The organism is Streptomyces sp. NPDC021100 (assembly GCF_044333095.1).
GTDB lineage: Bacteria > Actinomycetota > Actinomycetes > Streptomycetales > Streptomycetaceae > Streptomyces.
This window is the reverse complement of record NZ_JBIRQH010000010.1, coordinates 65,163-79,515: the sequence shown is the minus strand read 5'-3', so window position 1 is coordinate 79,515 and position 14,353 is coordinate 65,163. Positions and strand designations below refer to the sequence as shown.

Below are 14,353 nucleotides of genomic sequence, written 5' to 3'. Positions count from 1 at the left end.
CGCCGGCTCCGGTTCCGGCTCCGGTTCCGACGGCGCGGCCGGCACCCGGCCCGTTCTTCAGAGCCTCCCGCCGGGCGCCTGTCCATACGACTTCCGGCAGTTCCGGCGCGCTCCGCGGGCCGCGTACGGTGCGTCGGGTGTACGGAACGACGACGATCGACAAGCCCCCGCTGCTCCGCGACCCGGGAACGGTGCTCGCTCCGGCCGCCGTGCTGGCGGCCGGGATGGGGGCCGACTCCCTGTGGTGGGCGCTGCCGGGCGCGGTGTGCGCCTTTCTTGCGGGGCACCGTTCGGGGCGGACCTGGCCGATGGCCGCCGCGCTCGGCGGGCTGGTGGCGGCGGGGGCCGTGGCGGTGCTGGCCGTACCGGCCCTGTTTCCGCTGGGGAGCGTGTTCGTCACGCTGGTGGTGGGGGCGGCGCTGCTGCCGTGGTTCGCGGGGCGGGTATGGCGCCAGTATCAGGAGCTGGCCCGGGCGGGCTGGTCGCGGGCGGAACAACTGGCGCGCGAGCGGCGGCTGGTCGCCGAGCAGGCCCGGCTGCGGGAACGGGCCCGGATCGCGCAGGACATGCACGACGCCTTGGGGCACGACCTGAGTCTGGTCGCCCTGTCGGCGGGGGCGCTGAAGCTGGCGCCCGGTCTGGCGGAGGCGCACCGGGCGGCGGCCGAGGACGTCCGGGCCCGGGCGGCGGCCGCGGTGGAGCGGCTGGGCGAGGTCATCGGCATCCTGCGGGAGGACGCGGACCGGGCTCCGACCGGACCCGCGGACTACGGCGTCGAGCGGCTGGTGGCGAACGCCGCGGCCTCGGGGCTCGCGGTGACCTCGCGGGTCGAGGGGGGCGGGGACGGCGCGGACGGGGTGCCGGGCCCGGTCGAGCGGGCGGCCCACCGGGTCGTCCAGGAGGCGCTGACGAACGTGATGAAGCACGCGCCGGGCGCGACGGCGGAGGTGCGGGTGGTGCACGGGGCCGGTGAGACGGTGGTGTCGGTGCGGAACACCGCGCCGCCGGCGGCCGCGGAGGGGCTCACCACCGGGGGCCGGGGACTCATCGGGCTGGACGAGCGCGTCCGGCTGACGGGTGGCGAGCTCCGCCACGGTCCTGACGGTACCGGCGGTTTCACGGTGACGGCCCGGCTGCCGCACGCGGCACCGCCGCAACCGGCGGCGGAGCTTCCGGCGTCGGTCCCGCTGCCCCCGGAGCACCGGCGGGCCCGCCGCCGGGCGGGCCGCACCCTGGCCGCCGCGGTCACCGTGCCGGTGCTGGCCCTGGCTGTGCTGAGCGGCGGTCTGACGGTGTGGGGCTCGCTGACGGTCACGGACTCGGTGCTCGGCCCCGGCGCCTACGCGACGTTGCGCGTGGGACAGAATCGTTCCGATGTGGCGGCGCTGCTGCCGAAGCGTCAGCTGCCCTACCGGCCACGGGCGGCCGAGCCCAAGGGACCGGGGGTCGAGTGCGAGTACTACGCGGTGACGGCCGACCGTTTCGTGGCCGCCTCGGGCGACGCGTACCAACTCTGCTTCCGGGACGGCCGGCTGGCGTCCTTCGCGATGCTGCGGGGGTGAGCGCGGGATGAGCGGGATGAACGAGACGATCCGTGTACTGATCGCCGATGACGAGCCGATGATCCGTTACGGGGTCCGGGCCGTCCTCTCCACCGACCCCGGGCTCGACGTCGTCGCGGAGGCGGCGGACGGGCGCGAGGCGGTGGAGCTGGTCCGCCGGCACCGCCCCGACGTGGCCGTCCTCGACATCCGGATGCCGGGCACGGGCGGCATCGAGGCGGCGGCCCTGATCCGCGAGGCCGTACCGGGCACCGGGGTCGTGATGCTGACGACGTTCGGCGAGGACGACTACATCCTGCGGGCGCTGTCCGGCGGCGCCACCGGCTTCCTGGTCAAGTCCGGCGCGCCCGAGGAGCTGATCGCGGGGGTGCGCGCCGTGGCCGAGGGCGCCGCCTACCTGTCACCGAAGGTGGCCGCCCGGGTGGTCGCCCACCTCGCCGGCGGCGGCGCCGGGGCCGCCGCCGGCCGGCGCGCCGCCGCCCGGGAACGGGTGGCCGCCCTGACCGCCCGGGAACGGGACGTGCTGGCCCACCTGGGCGCCGGGCTGTCCAACGGGCAGATCGCCCGGCGGCTGCGCGTGGTGGAAGGCACCGTCAAGGCGCATGTCAGCTCCATCCTGGCCCGGCTGGGGGTGGACAACCGGGCGGCCGCGGCCGTCGTCGCCCATGAGGCCGGGATGAGCGTTCCGGCTGGTGCGGCCCGGGGCGGGACGGGGGAATTCCGTTCCTGAGCCGGTGAGTCGCGGTGCCGACCCGTGGGGGCCCGGCACGGAGCCGGAGCGCTGCGGCTCCGCGCGACGGTGCTGAGGCTCCGAGCCGGGAGGTCGCGATCCCGGGCCCGGCTGCCACCACCGCGATCCCGGCAGCCCCGGCCGGGAGAGCAGCCGGACGGCGAGCGGCCGCAGCGCGAGGTGCGCGCAGCCGCGGCGACCGCCGCGCCCAGTACCGCCCCCGCCAGGACGTCGTGCGGGTAGTGCGCGCCGACGGCCACCCGCAGCACGGCGGCGAGGACACCCACCGGCAGCGCCACGGCGGCCAGCCGCGGCCGGGCCGCGGCGACGCCGACGGCCAGTGCCGCGGCGAGCGTGGAGTGGTTGCTGGGGAAGGACCAGTCGCCGGGCGGCGGGCAGGTGTCGACGGTGCCGACGCCGCGCAGGGCCCGGCACGGGCGCTCCTCGTCGACGGCCTCCTTCAGCAACTCGCTGACCGCGTAGGCGGCGACCGTGGCCGTGCCGGCGAGCAGGACGGCCGCGAGCGCCGGGACGTCGCGGCGGCGCAGCGCGGTCCAGCCCGTCCACAGCAACAGCAGTCCCAGGAGGACCAGGGTTCCCTCGGTGGCGAGGGAGAGCAGAGTGCCCAGGGCCCCGGGCGCGTCCCCCGCCGCGCCGGCGACGGACCGGTAGAGGGAGGCGGAGGGGCCGCCGGTGACCTCGGTCCGGCCGTTCGGTCCGGGTCCGCCGGGTGCGGCCCAGGTCAGTACCCCGGCCGCGGCGGCCAGGACGGCGAGGGCGCCGAGCGGCCGGGCGGTGCCGCCGGGGCGGTGGTGTCGTGTGGTGCGTTCCATACCGCCGGACGTTAGGGAGCGCGGGCGGCGGGCACCCGGCCCGAAGGTCGGGGTCCACCCCTGACCTTCGTCAGGGGTGGACCCGGAACCGTCCCGGAAGAGCGGTCCGCGTCCCCCTGTCGCACATCATGTGCACCTACGATGAACGCACAGCAAGATCACCGCAGCACCGCCGAGGCCGGCACGACGAAGGGACCCGTGAGCGCGACCGTGCGTACCGCCGACATCCGTACCCGTTTCCTGGACTACTTCGCGGCGCGCGGCCACACCGTCGTCCCCAGCGCCCCGCTCCCCACCCCCGACCCGACGCTCCTCTTCGTCAACGCGGGCATGGTGCCCTTCAAGCCCTATCTGACCGGTGAGTCGCCCGCCCCCTGGCAGCGGGCGGCGAGCGTGCAGAAGTGCGTGCGCACACTGGACATCGAGGAGGTGGGCCGCACCACCCGGCACGGCTCGTTCTTCCAGATGAACGGGAACTTCTCGTTCGGCGACTACTTCAAGGAGGAGGCCATCGGCTTCGCCTGGGAGTTGTCGACCGCCCCCGTCGCGGACGGCGGTTACGGGCTGGACCCGGCGCGGATCTGGGTGACGGTCCACCACTCGGACGGCGAGGCGCGGGGCATCTGGCGCCGCGTCGCGGGCCTGCCCGACGAGCGGATCGTGGCCCGGGGCGACGAGGACAACTTCTGGTCCATGGGCGTCCCGGGTCCCTGCGGGCCCTGCTCGGAGCTGTACTACGACCGGGGCCCGGCGCTGGGCCCCGAGGGCGGCCCGGCGGTCGACGAGGACCGGTACATGGAGTTCTGGAACCTCGTCTTCATGCAGTACGAGCGGGGCGAGGGCCCCGGCAAGTCCGGCTATCCGATCCTCGGCGAGCTGCCCCGCCGCAACATCGACACCGGCATGGGCCTGGAGCGCATGGCGACCCTGCTCCAGGGCGTCGACAACCTCTACGAGACGGACGAGACCCGTCCGGTCCTCGACCGCGCCGCCGAGCTGGCGGGCGTCCGCTACGGCGCCGACGCCGAGGTGGACGTCCGGCTGCGCGTGGTCGCCGACCACGTCCGCACCGCGCTGATGCTGCTGGCCGACGGCACGGCGCCCGGCAACGAGGGCCGCGGCTACGTGCTGCGCCGGATCCTGCGCCGCGCGGTCCGCTCCATGCGCCAGCTCGGCCACCAGGACCGGGCGCTCCCGGAGTTGCTGCCGGTGGCCCGCGATCTCATGGCCGTCAGCTATCCCGAGGTGGCCGAGGGGTTCGCGCGCATCGCGGACCAGGCGTACGGCGAGGAGGACGCCTTCCGGGACACCCTCAAGCAGGGGACGACCGTCCTGGACACGGCCGTGGCCGAGGTGAAGGCGGCGGGCGGCCGCTCGCTGCCGGGCCGGCAGGCGTTCCTGCTGCACGACACCTACGGGTTCCCGATCGACCTGACCCTGGAGATGGCCGCCGAGCAGGGCGTGGAGGTCGACCGCGAGGGCTTCACCGCGCTGATGAACGCCCAGCGGGAGCGGGCCCGCGCCGACGCCCGGGCCCGCAAGTCCGGTTCCACCGACACGGCCGCGCTGCGGACGGTCCTGACCGAGCACGGGCCGACGGACTGGCGGGCGTGGGAGACCCTGGAGACCGACGCGCGCGTCCTCGCCCTCCTTGGCCCGGCCGGCCCGGTGCCGGTGGCGCGCACCGGCGACGTGGTGACCGCCGTCCTGGACCGGACGCCGTTCTACGCCGAGTCCGGCGGCCAGGACAGCGACGCGGGCCGGCTGTCCGGGGCCTCGGTGGAGGCCGACGTCCTGGACGTCCAGCGGCCACTGCCGGGGCTGGTGGTGCACCAGGTGCGCGTCACCGCCGGTGAACTGGCCCCGGGCGGGAGCGTCCGCGCGGCCGTCGATCCCGAGTGGCGGCTCGGCGCCCGGCAGGCCCACTCCGGCACCCATGTGCTGCACGCCGCGCTGCGGCAGGTCCTGGGCCCGACGGCCCTGCAGTCCGGTTCGTACAACCGCCCCGGCTATCTGCGGCTGGACTTCCCGTGGCGCGGTGCGCTCGGCCCGGCCGTGCGCGGGGACGTCGAGGAGGCCGCCAACCGGGCGCTCCGCCGCGATCTGCCGGTGGACGTCCGCTGGATGACGCTGCCGGAGGCGAAGGAGCTGGGCGCGCTCGCGCTGTTCGACGAGACGTACGGGGAGCGGGTGCGCGTCGTCGAGATCGGCGGGGCGTGGTCGCGCGAGCTGTGCGGCGGTACGCATGTGGAGCGGTCCGCGCAGATCGGCGTCCTCTCGCTGACCTCCGAGTCGTCGGTCGGCGCGGGCATGCGGCGGCTGGAGGCGGCGGTGGGCATCGAGGCGTTCGACCACCTGGCCCGGGAGCGCGACCTGGTGGGCCGGATCGCCGAGCAGCTTCAGGCGCCGCGCGCCGAACTGCCGGAGCGGATCGCCGCGTTGCTCGACCGGATGAAGGCCACCGAGCGGGAGAACCAGCGGCTGCGCGACGAGGCGACGGCGGCCCGCGCCGCCGGACTGGCCGGCACGGCCGTGGACGTCGCCGGGACGGCCGTGGTGACGGCCACCGCCGACGGCGGCGCCGACGCGGCCCGGTCCCTGGCCGTCGCCGTCCGGGGCCGCCTGGCCGCGAACCGGCCCGCCGTGGTCGCGGTCGGCGGTACGACGGGCGGTGGCGGGATCGTCGTCGTGGCCGTCAACCGCGCCGCCCGCGACGCGGGTTACTCGGCCTCCGACCTCGTCAAGCGCCTCCTCGACGGGCGCGGCGGCGGCTCCCCGGACCTGGCCCAGGGCGGCGGGCTGCCGGCGCGGCGGATCGCGGAGGTGCTGGAGGATCTGCCGGGGCTGGTGGCGGCCGCCGCCGGCTGAGCGAGGGCGCGGGGCGCCGCCCGGGCCGGACGGGTGGGCGGCGGCCGGCCTCCGCACGGGGGCCGCGCTCCTCCCTCCCGCCCACCGGATCGCTCCGGCCGGCGGCCGGTCCGGCGTACGGCCGGCGGGGGCCCCGGATCGGGGCCGGGGCGCCCGGCACCGATACTGAGGGCATGTCTCCGCTGCCCCCGCCGTCCCGGTTCCAGGACCCGCTGTTCACCAAGCACGGGTTCGCCGACCTGGTTCTCGTGCACTGCCCCCGGTGCGAGAAGGCCGCCCGCGTCATCGCGGCCCCGGAGCTCCCCGACGACGCGGAGCCCCGCGCGTCGCGGTCCCCCGGGCTGCCGGAGCGGCGGCTGGTCTGCCGTGCCTGCGGTCTGACACGCCGGTACGAAGGCCGGACCGTCTACCGGTGGTGCGAGACCACGGACCCGTACTTCCGGCTGCCCCTGTGGCTGCGGACGGAGACCCGGCACGGCCCGCTGTGGGCGTACAACCTCGAACAGCTCGACCTGCTCCGGCGGTTCGTGGGCGCGACGCTGCGCGAGCGGCCCCCGTGGTACGAGCACCACCGGAAGATGACGTACATCGGCCGGCTGCCCGCCTGGATCAAGCGGGGGAAGAACCGCGACGAGATCCTGCGGGCCATCGACCGGATGCGGGCCTCGCTCGTGGAGTGACGGCCCGACCGCCCGTCAGCGGGCCGCCGCCTCCAGGCGGTAGTCGACGGCGGTGGAGAAGGAGCCCGCGGAGCCCTCGAAGCGGAGGGTGTGGGTGCCCGCGGAGAGGGGCCCGGCCTGGATCCACAGGCCGCAGGACAGGGACCCGGAGCCCGCCCCCTTCACCGGGGTGCCCGTGAGGCGCTCCGGCTCCAGGGCCTTGCCGTCGAGGGTGGCGGTGCCCTTCGCGGTGGCCAGGAAGGCGTCGCAACCGCTCTTGGAAGCGATCTGGTTCACGAGCGGGAACGCGATCGGAACGCCCGTGGGCACCCGGCAGGAGCGCTTGGCCGGGCCGCCGTGGGTGCCGGCCAGGAACCAGACGTCGGTCGCCTGGTTCTTGCCGCAGAGCCGCCCGTCCCGGTCGTCGATCGGATTCGCACCCTGCGGATCCGCCGCCGTCCAGCCCCACCAGCGGTTCTGCAGGTCGGCGGCGGACAGCTTGGCCGGCGCGCTGCCGCTCTCCCCGTCCCCGGAGGACGAGGAGCACGCGGCGGTGAACAGCAGCGCGCCGGCACCGAGGAGGAGGGCGGCGGAACGTATCAATCGCATGTGCGAATAGTACGAGGACCCCGGTCGACGAGATGGGGTCCCTCCCCGGCCGCCTCGGGGAGACGATCGGACGGGGCCGTCCGGTGACCTCACTCACGCTGTTCGGACAGGCTCTTGATCCACGTGGGCAGCTTGCGCGCCGGGCGGGACCGGACATCCTCGATCCGGTTGCATACGGGGCACGGGCGGGTGAGTTTCACGTCACCGCCCGGGTGTTCGGAGATGAAGCCCGACCCGTTGCACTTGTGGCACATTGCGATCGCTCCCAGCCGTGTTCCGTCTGCCCGGTTCCGCTACAGGTCTCGCAGGCACTCTGCTCATCGGTGTCGGGGTCGCGCACGTACCCCGATCCGTAACAGGCCGTGCACGTCGTTGTCCCCCCTCGGGTTTCCCGTCCCCTGTTGTACCGCATAGGGGTGGGTGGCCCGTCCCCGGCCGAACGACGGGTACCCGACCGGGTACGGGGTCCCGGTGCGGCGGCGGGAGGGAGGGGACGCGAACGACGGTGTCGACAACGGCCCGCCCACCACCAGGACGCCATGGACGGAGTCCTTCCGCGCGGGGGCGCGGCGCTCATTCCTCCAGCCAGAAGCCGGCCCGGGTGCGCCACAGGTCGAACAGGGCCGCGTCGCCGAGGACTTCGACGGCCCCCTCCGCAACGGGCCGGCGGTAGACGGCCAGCAGGAGGTCGCCGGGCGTGCCGCGCACGGTGACCGCGGCCGGCCCGGCGGCGCGGCGCCGGACGGGGGCGCCGCCGGTCAGGTCGATCAGCCACTCCCCCAGCGGGTCCGCCGCCGTGCCGGTGGCCTCGAAGCGGAGGGTGCGGCCGGGGCCGAGCAGGTCGGGGGCGCCGGGCCGGGGCCCGTACGCCTCCGGGAGCGCCGCGAAGACCGTCCACTCGTCCAGCGCGTCGAGGGCGACCGCGTCGTCGAGGGTGTAGCGGACGCCGGCCGCCAGGGCCGCGTCCGCCCGGTGCACGGCCGTCTCGTGGGCCATCCGGCGGGCCCAGAAACCCGTGGTCACGACGGGGCCCGGGGACCACACGGCCGTGGCGGGGCCCGCCTCGCCCAGCGCCTCGGCCAGCCGCTCGGCGGCCCGGGCGAGCTCCGCGGTCAGCGTGGCCGGGTCGTCGCCGGGGCGGGGCTCGACGTCGTCGACGATGTCGTGGGGTACGGGGTCCGTGGCCCGGCTCGCGACGATCGTCCCGGCCCAGGTCAGGGCGCCGGCGACATGCCGGAGGAGGTGGGCGAGGGTCCAGCCGGGGCAGGACGCGACGGGCGCCGTCAGCGGGACACCGTCGACGTGGGAGAGCAACCGCTTGGCCTGCCCGGTGATTTCGGCGCGGTGGCGGTCGAAGGTCAGGACGCTCATGGGTGCACGATAGTGAGGCGGGACGGCGCCAGGACATTCGTTTTCCCCGGCCGCCGAGCGGTGCCCGGCACCGTACGCCCCCGCACGGCGGGCGCCCGGGCGCCGGGGAGTGTAAGCAGGAGACATGCGCCGCTCGCACGGACCGTCCGGTGCCGGGCCGGCCCGGCACCGCCGTCACACGCTGCTGGCCGTGCCGCTGGCGCTCATCGCCGTCATCGTGGCTGTGGACCTGCTGTCCGGCCCGGACGTCCACCTCGGCCCACTGCTGGTGGTCGCCCCGGCGATCACGGCGGCGTTCGCCGGACCGCTGGTCACCGGCGCGGTCGGGGCCCTGGCCGTCGCCGCGCAGGTGGTGATCGGGATCTTCCACGGCGGGCTGACGACCTTCAACCACGAGGCGCAGATCATCGGCCTGCTGCTGATCTCCGCCGTCGTGGTGGTCTTCCGCTACGCGCACGAGCGGCACGAGCGGGAGCTGGCACAGGTCCGGCTGGTGGCCGACGTCGCCCAGTCCGTGCTGCTCCGGCCGCTCCCGGCGCGCAGCGGGCCACTGCGGATGGCCGCGGTGTACGGGGCCGCCGCCGCGGAGGCGAAGATCGGCGGGGACCTCTACGCCGCCGTCCGCAGCCGGGAGGGGACGCGGCTGCTGATCGGGGACGTGCGGGGCAAGGGGCTGGACGCGGTCGGGGACGCCGCCCTGCTGCTCGGCGCCTTCCGGGCCGCCGCGCACCGCGACCCGCCGCTGCCCCGGCTGGTCGCCCACCTGCAGAACACCATCTACTGGGACACCGTGGAGCCGGCGGACGGCGGGCCCGAGCCCTCGTCCGAGACCTTCGTGACCGCGGCGGTCCTGGAGTTCCCCGACGCCGAGCCCGTCGTCCGGGTCATCAGCTGCGGCCATCCCCCGCCGCTGCTGCTGCGCGGGGGCCGGGCCGTCCCGCTGACCGTCCGGGACCCGGCGCTGCCGCTGGGCCTGGGCGGGGACGTGTCGGAGGACGACTACGTGGCCGAGTCCTTCGGGTACGGCCCGGGCGACGTCCTCCTGCTCTACACCGACGGCGCGGTGGAGGCCCGGGACGCCGAGGGCCGCTTCTACCCGCTCGCCGAGCGGGTGGCGGGCTGGCGGGAGGACGATCCGCGGCGGCTGGTGGACCGCGTCCACAAGGATCTGCTGGCGCACGCGGGCGGGGCGCTGGACGACGACGTCGCCCTGATCGCCGTCGCACGCGTGGGCTGAGCGGGCGGCCTGCGGGGCGGCGGCAGCGGCCGGGTGATCGGGCGGCGGCCGGACGGCGACCGCCGCCACACCATCGGTCCGGCCCGGGGCGGGCGCCCTCGCGGCACCACCCTCGCGAGGCCGCGCGCTCCGCCTGTCCTCCCTTCGGGGATCGGCGCCGGGGAGCCGGGAGCCTGGGGGACGGCTGCCACCCGGAGGGGACAGCCGGAGCCCGAAAGGGACAGCCCGAGCCCGGGAGGAACGACCGGAGCCCGGGAGGCGCGGCCGAAGGCCCGGGGGACGGCCTGGCAACGGGGGAAGGCAGCCGCCCGGGCCGGCCCGGAAGGCAGCCCGGCCCGGAAGGCAGCCGCCCCGCGAAGTCCTGCCCCGGCCCGGAGGAGCAGCCGCGTCCGGGCGACGGCCCCCGCCGTCACCCGTTCGCCACATCCGTTCGCCCCCGGCGGCCGGAGCCCGCACGCTGGAGCGGTGCGGGGCGGCGTCATGCCGCCCGGCTCTTCGGGGGCATCACCGTTCGGCACCGGGGAGTCGTCATGCGCATAGCCGTCGTGGGCCAGGGGTACGTCGGGGTGACCGGGGCGGTGGCCCTCGCCCAGGCCGGGCATCTCGTCACCGGCATCGAGCAGGACCGGGACCGGCTGGAGGCCCTGGCGCTGGGGCGTGCACCGGTCGTCGAACCGGGGCTCCAGGACCAGCTGTCCCTCGCCCTCGCCTCCGGCCGGCTCTCCTTCGCCGGCGCGCTCCCGCCGGCCCACGCCGAGCGGCCCTTCGACGCCGTGCTGGTCACGGTGGGCACACCGCCCGCGCCGGACGGGACGGCGGACCTCCGGCAGGTGACCGCCGCCGTCGCCGAGGCGGCGGGGCTGTCCCCGGCGGCCTGTGTGGTGCTGAAGTCGACGGTGCCGCCCGGCACGAGCGACCGGCTGCTCGCGGCCCGGCCGGACCTCCGGGACCGGTTCGCCAGCAATCCCGAGTTCCTCAACCAGGGCAGCGCCATGGAGGACTGGACGGCCCCCTCCCGGCTCGTCGTCGGCGTCTGGTCGCGCCGCGTGCTCCCGCTGCTCCGCAGCCTCTACGACGGGGTGATCTGCCCCTGGGTGGTGACCACCCCGGCCAGCGCGGAGATGGCCAAGTACGCGAGCAACACCTTCCTCGCCGCGAAGATCAGCTTCGCCAACGAGATCGCACGGCTGTGCTCCGCGCCGGGCTTCGACGTGGACGACGTGATGCAGGCGGTCGGCTACGACCCGCGCATCGGGCACGCGTTCCTCCAGCCGGGGCTGGGCTTCGGCGATTCCTGCCTGCCCAAGGACACGCTGGCGCTGGCCCGTTGGGCCGCCGGGCTGGGCGTGCGCACCCCGCTGCTGAACGCGGTCATCGAGGTGAACGCCACCCAGCCCGGCGTCGTCCGCGAGATCCTCCGGCGGGAGCTGGGCCAGGACCTCCGCCGGTCGGTGATCGCCGTGCTCGGCGCCCGTTACGAGCCGTGGAGCGACGACATGCGGGCGGCACCCAGCCTGTCGCTGGTCCCCGCGCTGATCCGGGAGACCGCGCGGGTGCGGATCTGGGACCCGGCGCTCGGCCAGGACGGGCTGGCGGCCCTCTTCCCCGGCGCCGAACCCGTCGCGGACCTGCGGACGGCGGTCCGCGACGCGCACGCCGCCGTCATCCTGACCGAGTGGCCGGAGGTCGTCGAGGCCGACTGGACGGACCTCGGGGCACGGCTGGCCCGCCCGCGGGTCGTCGTGGACGGCAAGAACTGCCTGCGGCCCTGGCAGTTGGCCCGGCTGCCGCTGCGCTACCGGGGCATCGGCAACCGGCCGGCGGCCGGGGTCCCGGACCCGGCGGGGTCCGCCGGGATCACGGGGGCCTGAGCGAGGGCTGAGCAAGATCTGAGCGGGGGCTCCGCCCGTCAGACGCCGTCCGCCCGCGCGTCGCCCGGCTGCGGGTCGCTGCCGAACACCCAGGGCGCCAGGACGACCAGCCAGCCGTCCGGATCCTCGAACAGCACGGCGCCGTGCCGGGCCCAGTACGGGTTGGCGGGGGCCACCGGCCGGCGGCCCCGCTCCTCCAGCCGGCGCACGGCAGCGTCCCGGGCCTCGGGTCCGCGCAGGTACAGCACCAGCTGGTTCTCCGGGTGCGGCGCGGGGACGCGGGGCGGTGTGCCGTGCTGGGTGATCTCCATGTGCACGGAGGTGCCGGGCAGTCCGAGGACGACGCCGTCGTAGCCGTCGTGGTCGCGCCACCGGGCGAGGACCGGGAGGCCGAGGTCGTCCGCGTAGAAGGTCAGCACGTCGTCGTAGTGGGCCGTGGGCCGGGCGAACCGCACGGCGCCCACGGCCAGATGCTCGGGCCAGGTGTGTGTCATGGCCACACTGTTACACAGGGGTCACTCTCGCCTCTTCCGTCCCGGGGCCACCCGTTCCTACGGCGCACGGCCGAGGGCGGTCGGCCTACGACCGGCTTCCCGGCCGGACAACGAGCCACCCGCCCAGGGGGTTTGGCCATGGCTTCACGCGGTACGCGCACTGACGAGGTCCTTGAAGACGACCCAGAGGCTCCAGATGACAGCCAAGTCCGAATCCGACGGCAAAGGCGTTGAAGACACCAAAGACGCCGAAAACATCAAAGAAGCCAACAAAGACGACAAGCAAGACCACGAGAAAGACGGCGAATCCGTCACCATCCCGGTGCCCCGCATCCTGCGGGCGGCCCGCGACCAGCTCGCCGAACTGGCCGGGCTGCGGCCCGAAGGAGTGTCCGGTTTCGAACGGACCCCCGACGGCTGGACGGTGGAGATCGAGGTGGAGGAGATCCCCCGCGTCCCCGAGACGATGAGTGTGATGGGGCTCTACCTGGTGACCCTCGACCCCGAGGGCAACCTCACCGGCTACCGCCGCGCGCGGCGCTACGAACGCGGCAGGACCGACTCCTGACGGACACCGTCCGCGAGGGAAACCGTCCGCAACGGGCAGCGTCCGCGGGGGAACCGGTCCGCGGCGGACACCGCCGTACCGACTCCCGACGGACGCCGTCCGCCGGCGCGCGGGACCGCCCGCTGCCGCCGGTCCGTCGGCCACGAGAGGAAGTTCCCGACATGAGTGTTGTCCCGGCGCAGCAGTCCGGGGGTGCCGGAGGCACCAGCGGTCTGTACGACGTCCTGGAGCTCGTACTCGACCGCGGCCTGGTCATCGACGCGTTCGTCCGCGTCTCCCTGGTCGGCATCGAGATCCTGAAGATCGACGTACGTGTCGTCGTCGCCAGCGTGGACACGTACCTGCGGTTCGCCGAGGCCTGTAACCGCCTCGACCTGGAGGCCGGCCCGCACCGGAGCGCCGGGCTGCCGGACCTGGTGGGCGAGGTCACCGAGAGCGGCGCCCGCGGCAAGAGCAAGGGCGCGCTGTCCGGCGCCGCCCAGTCCATCACCGACGCCTTCCAGCAGGCCCGCGGGGGCGGCGAGTCGAGCGGGACCCGCCGGAGCTCCTCGCGGAGCAAGAAGGAGGAGAGCGAGTGAGCACCTACGTCTACGGCATCACCGCCGGCGAGCGCGCGCAACTGCCCGAAGGGCTGACCGGCATCGGCGAACCACCGCGCCCGGTGCGCCTGGTGACGGAAGCCGGGCTGGCGGCGGTGGTCAGCGACTGCCCCGAGGAGCTGCGGCCCAAGCGGCGCGACCTGCTGGCCCACCAGCAGGTGCTGTCCGAGGCCGGCCGCAAGTCCTCGGTCCTGCCCATGCGGTTCGGCAGCGTCTGCGAGAGCGACGACGACGTGCTCCGGGTGCTGACGGAGCACGCCGAGCACTACCGGTCGAAGCTGGAGCAGCTGACCGGCCGCGTCGAGTACAACATCAAGGCCGTGCACCACGAGGACGTGGTCCTGCACCTCGTCCTCGCCGAGAACGCGGAGCTGCGGGCTCTCGCGGAGGCCAACCGGAAGGCCGGTGGCGGCACGTACGAGGACCGGCTGCGGTTCGGGGAGAAGGTGGCGGAGGCGGTCCGCTCCCGGGAGGCGTGGGACGCCGACCTGGTGCGCGACACGCTGGAGCCGCTGGCGGAGGGGTGCCGGCCGGGGCCGGAGAGCGGCGGCTGGTTCCTCAACCTCTCCCTCCTGGTGCCGGAGTCGGCCGCCGAGCGGCTGCTGACCACCGCCGACCGGCTGCGCCGGGCCCACCCACAGCTGGACCTGAAGGTGAACGGTCCGCTGCCGCCGTACAGCTTCGTCGACGCGTGATGTTCGTCGGCTGGGTCCTCCGCCGCGTCCTCGCCGAGGCCGAGCGGCTGTACTACGACCCGGCCGTCATCCAGGGCGAACTCCGGTCGCTGGAACAGGAGCTGGAGGCCGGACGGCTGGACGAGGCGGAGTTCGACCGGCTGGAGGACGCCCTGCTGGACCGCCTGGAGGAGGCCCGGAGGCGCTCGCCGGCGCCGCCGGGCTGATCCTCCGGCGCGGTCCGCCCGGACGACGCCCCGCCACGCCGACGGCAAAGG

13 protein-coding genes and 1 pseudogene are annotated in these 14,353 nt (G+C 75.4%); 10 read left to right on the top strand and 4 right to left on the bottom strand.

From position 1 onward, the window contains the following. Nucleotides 1-137 precede the first annotated feature (137 nt). Together ACH4PU_RS19585 and ACH4PU_RS19580 are read left to right on the top strand one after the other, a co-directional pair. A complete protein-coding gene (locus ACH4PU_RS19585; RefSeq protein ID WP_398273169.1) occupies nucleotides 138-1,562 on the top strand; it encodes a sensor histidine kinase in 1,425 nt (474 codons plus the stop codon). A gap of 16 nt (nucleotides 1,563-1,578) precedes the next feature. Then, nucleotides 1,579-2,292 carry a response regulator gene (locus ACH4PU_RS19580; protein ID WP_398273489.1) on the top strand — a complete coding sequence of 238 codons (714 nt, stop codon included), beginning with the start codon at nucleotides 1,579-1,581 and terminating at the stop codon, nucleotides 2,290-2,292. Between the two features lie 245 nt (nucleotides 2,293-2,537). On the opposite strand, the pseudogene ACH4PU_RS19575 reads toward ACH4PU_RS19580, so the two are convergent. Then, a pseudogene (locus ACH4PU_RS19575) lies at nucleotides 2,538-3,125 on the bottom strand (phosphatase PAP2 family protein); the annotation flags it as partial. A 210-nt stretch (nucleotides 3,126-3,335) separates the two neighbouring features. Here ACH4PU_RS19575 and alaS point away from each other — a divergent pair. Both alaS and ACH4PU_RS19565 read left to right on the top strand, forming a co-directional pair. Continuing rightward, a complete protein-coding gene (alaS, locus tag ACH4PU_RS19570) occupies nucleotides 3,336-5,993 on the top strand; it encodes an alanine--tRNA ligase (protein WP_398273486.1) in 2,658 nt (885 codons plus the stop codon). A gap of 173 nt (nucleotides 5,994-6,166) precedes the next feature. Next, nucleotides 6,167-6,673: a hypothetical protein gene (locus ACH4PU_RS19565; protein WP_398273167.1), complete on the top strand. Its 507-nt coding sequence runs from the start codon at nucleotides 6,167-6,169 to the stop codon at nucleotides 6,671-6,673. A 15-nt stretch (nucleotides 6,674-6,688) separates the two neighbouring features. On the opposite strand, the gene ACH4PU_RS19560 is transcribed toward ACH4PU_RS19565, so the two are convergent. Further along, on the bottom strand, nucleotides 6,689-7,261 hold the full coding sequence (locus ACH4PU_RS19560; RefSeq protein WP_398273165.1) for a signal protein: 573 nt from the start codon (nucleotides 7,259-7,261) through the stop codon (nucleotides 6,689-6,691). A 573-nt stretch (nucleotides 7,262-7,834) separates the two neighbouring features. Then, a complete protein-coding gene (locus ACH4PU_RS19555; protein ID WP_398273163.1) occupies nucleotides 7,835-8,632 on the bottom strand; it encodes a maleylpyruvate isomerase family mycothiol-dependent enzyme in 798 nt (265 codons plus the stop codon). Between the two features lie 124 nt (nucleotides 8,633-8,756). On the opposite strand from ACH4PU_RS19555, the gene ACH4PU_RS19550 reads away from it, so the two are divergent. Next, a complete protein-coding gene (locus tag ACH4PU_RS19550; protein WP_398273161.1) occupies nucleotides 8,757-9,869 on the top strand; it encodes a PP2C family protein-serine/threonine phosphatase in 1,113 nt (370 codons plus the stop codon). Nucleotides 9,870-10,399: 530 nt separating this feature from the next. After that, on the top strand, nucleotides 10,400-11,740 hold the full coding sequence (locus tag ACH4PU_RS19545) for a UDP-glucose dehydrogenase family protein (RefSeq protein ID WP_398273159.1): 1,341 nt from the start codon (nucleotides 10,400-10,402) through the stop codon (nucleotides 11,738-11,740). A gap of 38 nt (nucleotides 11,741-11,778) precedes the next feature. On the opposite strand, the gene ACH4PU_RS19540 is transcribed toward ACH4PU_RS19545, so the two are convergent. Continuing rightward, the gene (locus ACH4PU_RS19540; RefSeq protein ID WP_398273157.1) at nucleotides 11,779-12,234 is read right to left on the bottom strand and encodes a VOC family protein; all 456 of its coding nucleotides are present in this window, start codon (nucleotides 12,232-12,234) and stop codon (nucleotides 11,779-11,781) included. 196 nt (nucleotides 12,235-12,430) lie between these two features. Here ACH4PU_RS19540 and gvpO point away from each other — a divergent pair, with 196 nt between their 5' ends. The 4 genes from gvpO (at nucleotide 12,431) to ACH4PU_RS19520 (ending at nucleotide 14,302) form a co-directional block, all read left to right on the top strand. Beyond that, nucleotides 12,431-12,802, top strand: a complete 372-nt coding sequence (gene gvpO, locus ACH4PU_RS19535) for a gas vesicle protein GvpO (RefSeq protein ID WP_398273155.1) — start codon at nucleotides 12,431-12,433, stop codon at nucleotides 12,800-12,802. Between the two features lie 161 nt (nucleotides 12,803-12,963). Next, nucleotides 12,964-13,380 (top strand): gas vesicle structural protein GvpA, encoded by a 417-nt coding sequence (locus ACH4PU_RS19530; RefSeq protein ID WP_185945007.1) that lies wholly within the window; start codon nucleotides 12,964-12,966, stop codon nucleotides 13,378-13,380. Then, nucleotides 13,377-14,096, top strand: a complete 720-nt coding sequence (locus ACH4PU_RS19525) for a GvpL/GvpF family gas vesicle protein (protein ID WP_398273153.1) — start codon at nucleotides 13,377-13,379, stop codon at nucleotides 14,094-14,096. The genes ACH4PU_RS19530 and ACH4PU_RS19525 overlap by 4 nt, the downstream gene beginning before the upstream one ends. Then, complete coding sequence (locus ACH4PU_RS19520) at nucleotides 14,096-14,302, top strand: gas vesicle protein GvpG (RefSeq protein WP_004947707.1); 207 nt, start codon at nucleotides 14,096-14,098, stop codon at nucleotides 14,300-14,302. The genes ACH4PU_RS19525 and ACH4PU_RS19520 overlap by 1 nt, the downstream gene beginning before the upstream one ends. The last annotated feature ends 51 nt before the right edge of the window (nucleotides 14,303-14,353 follow it).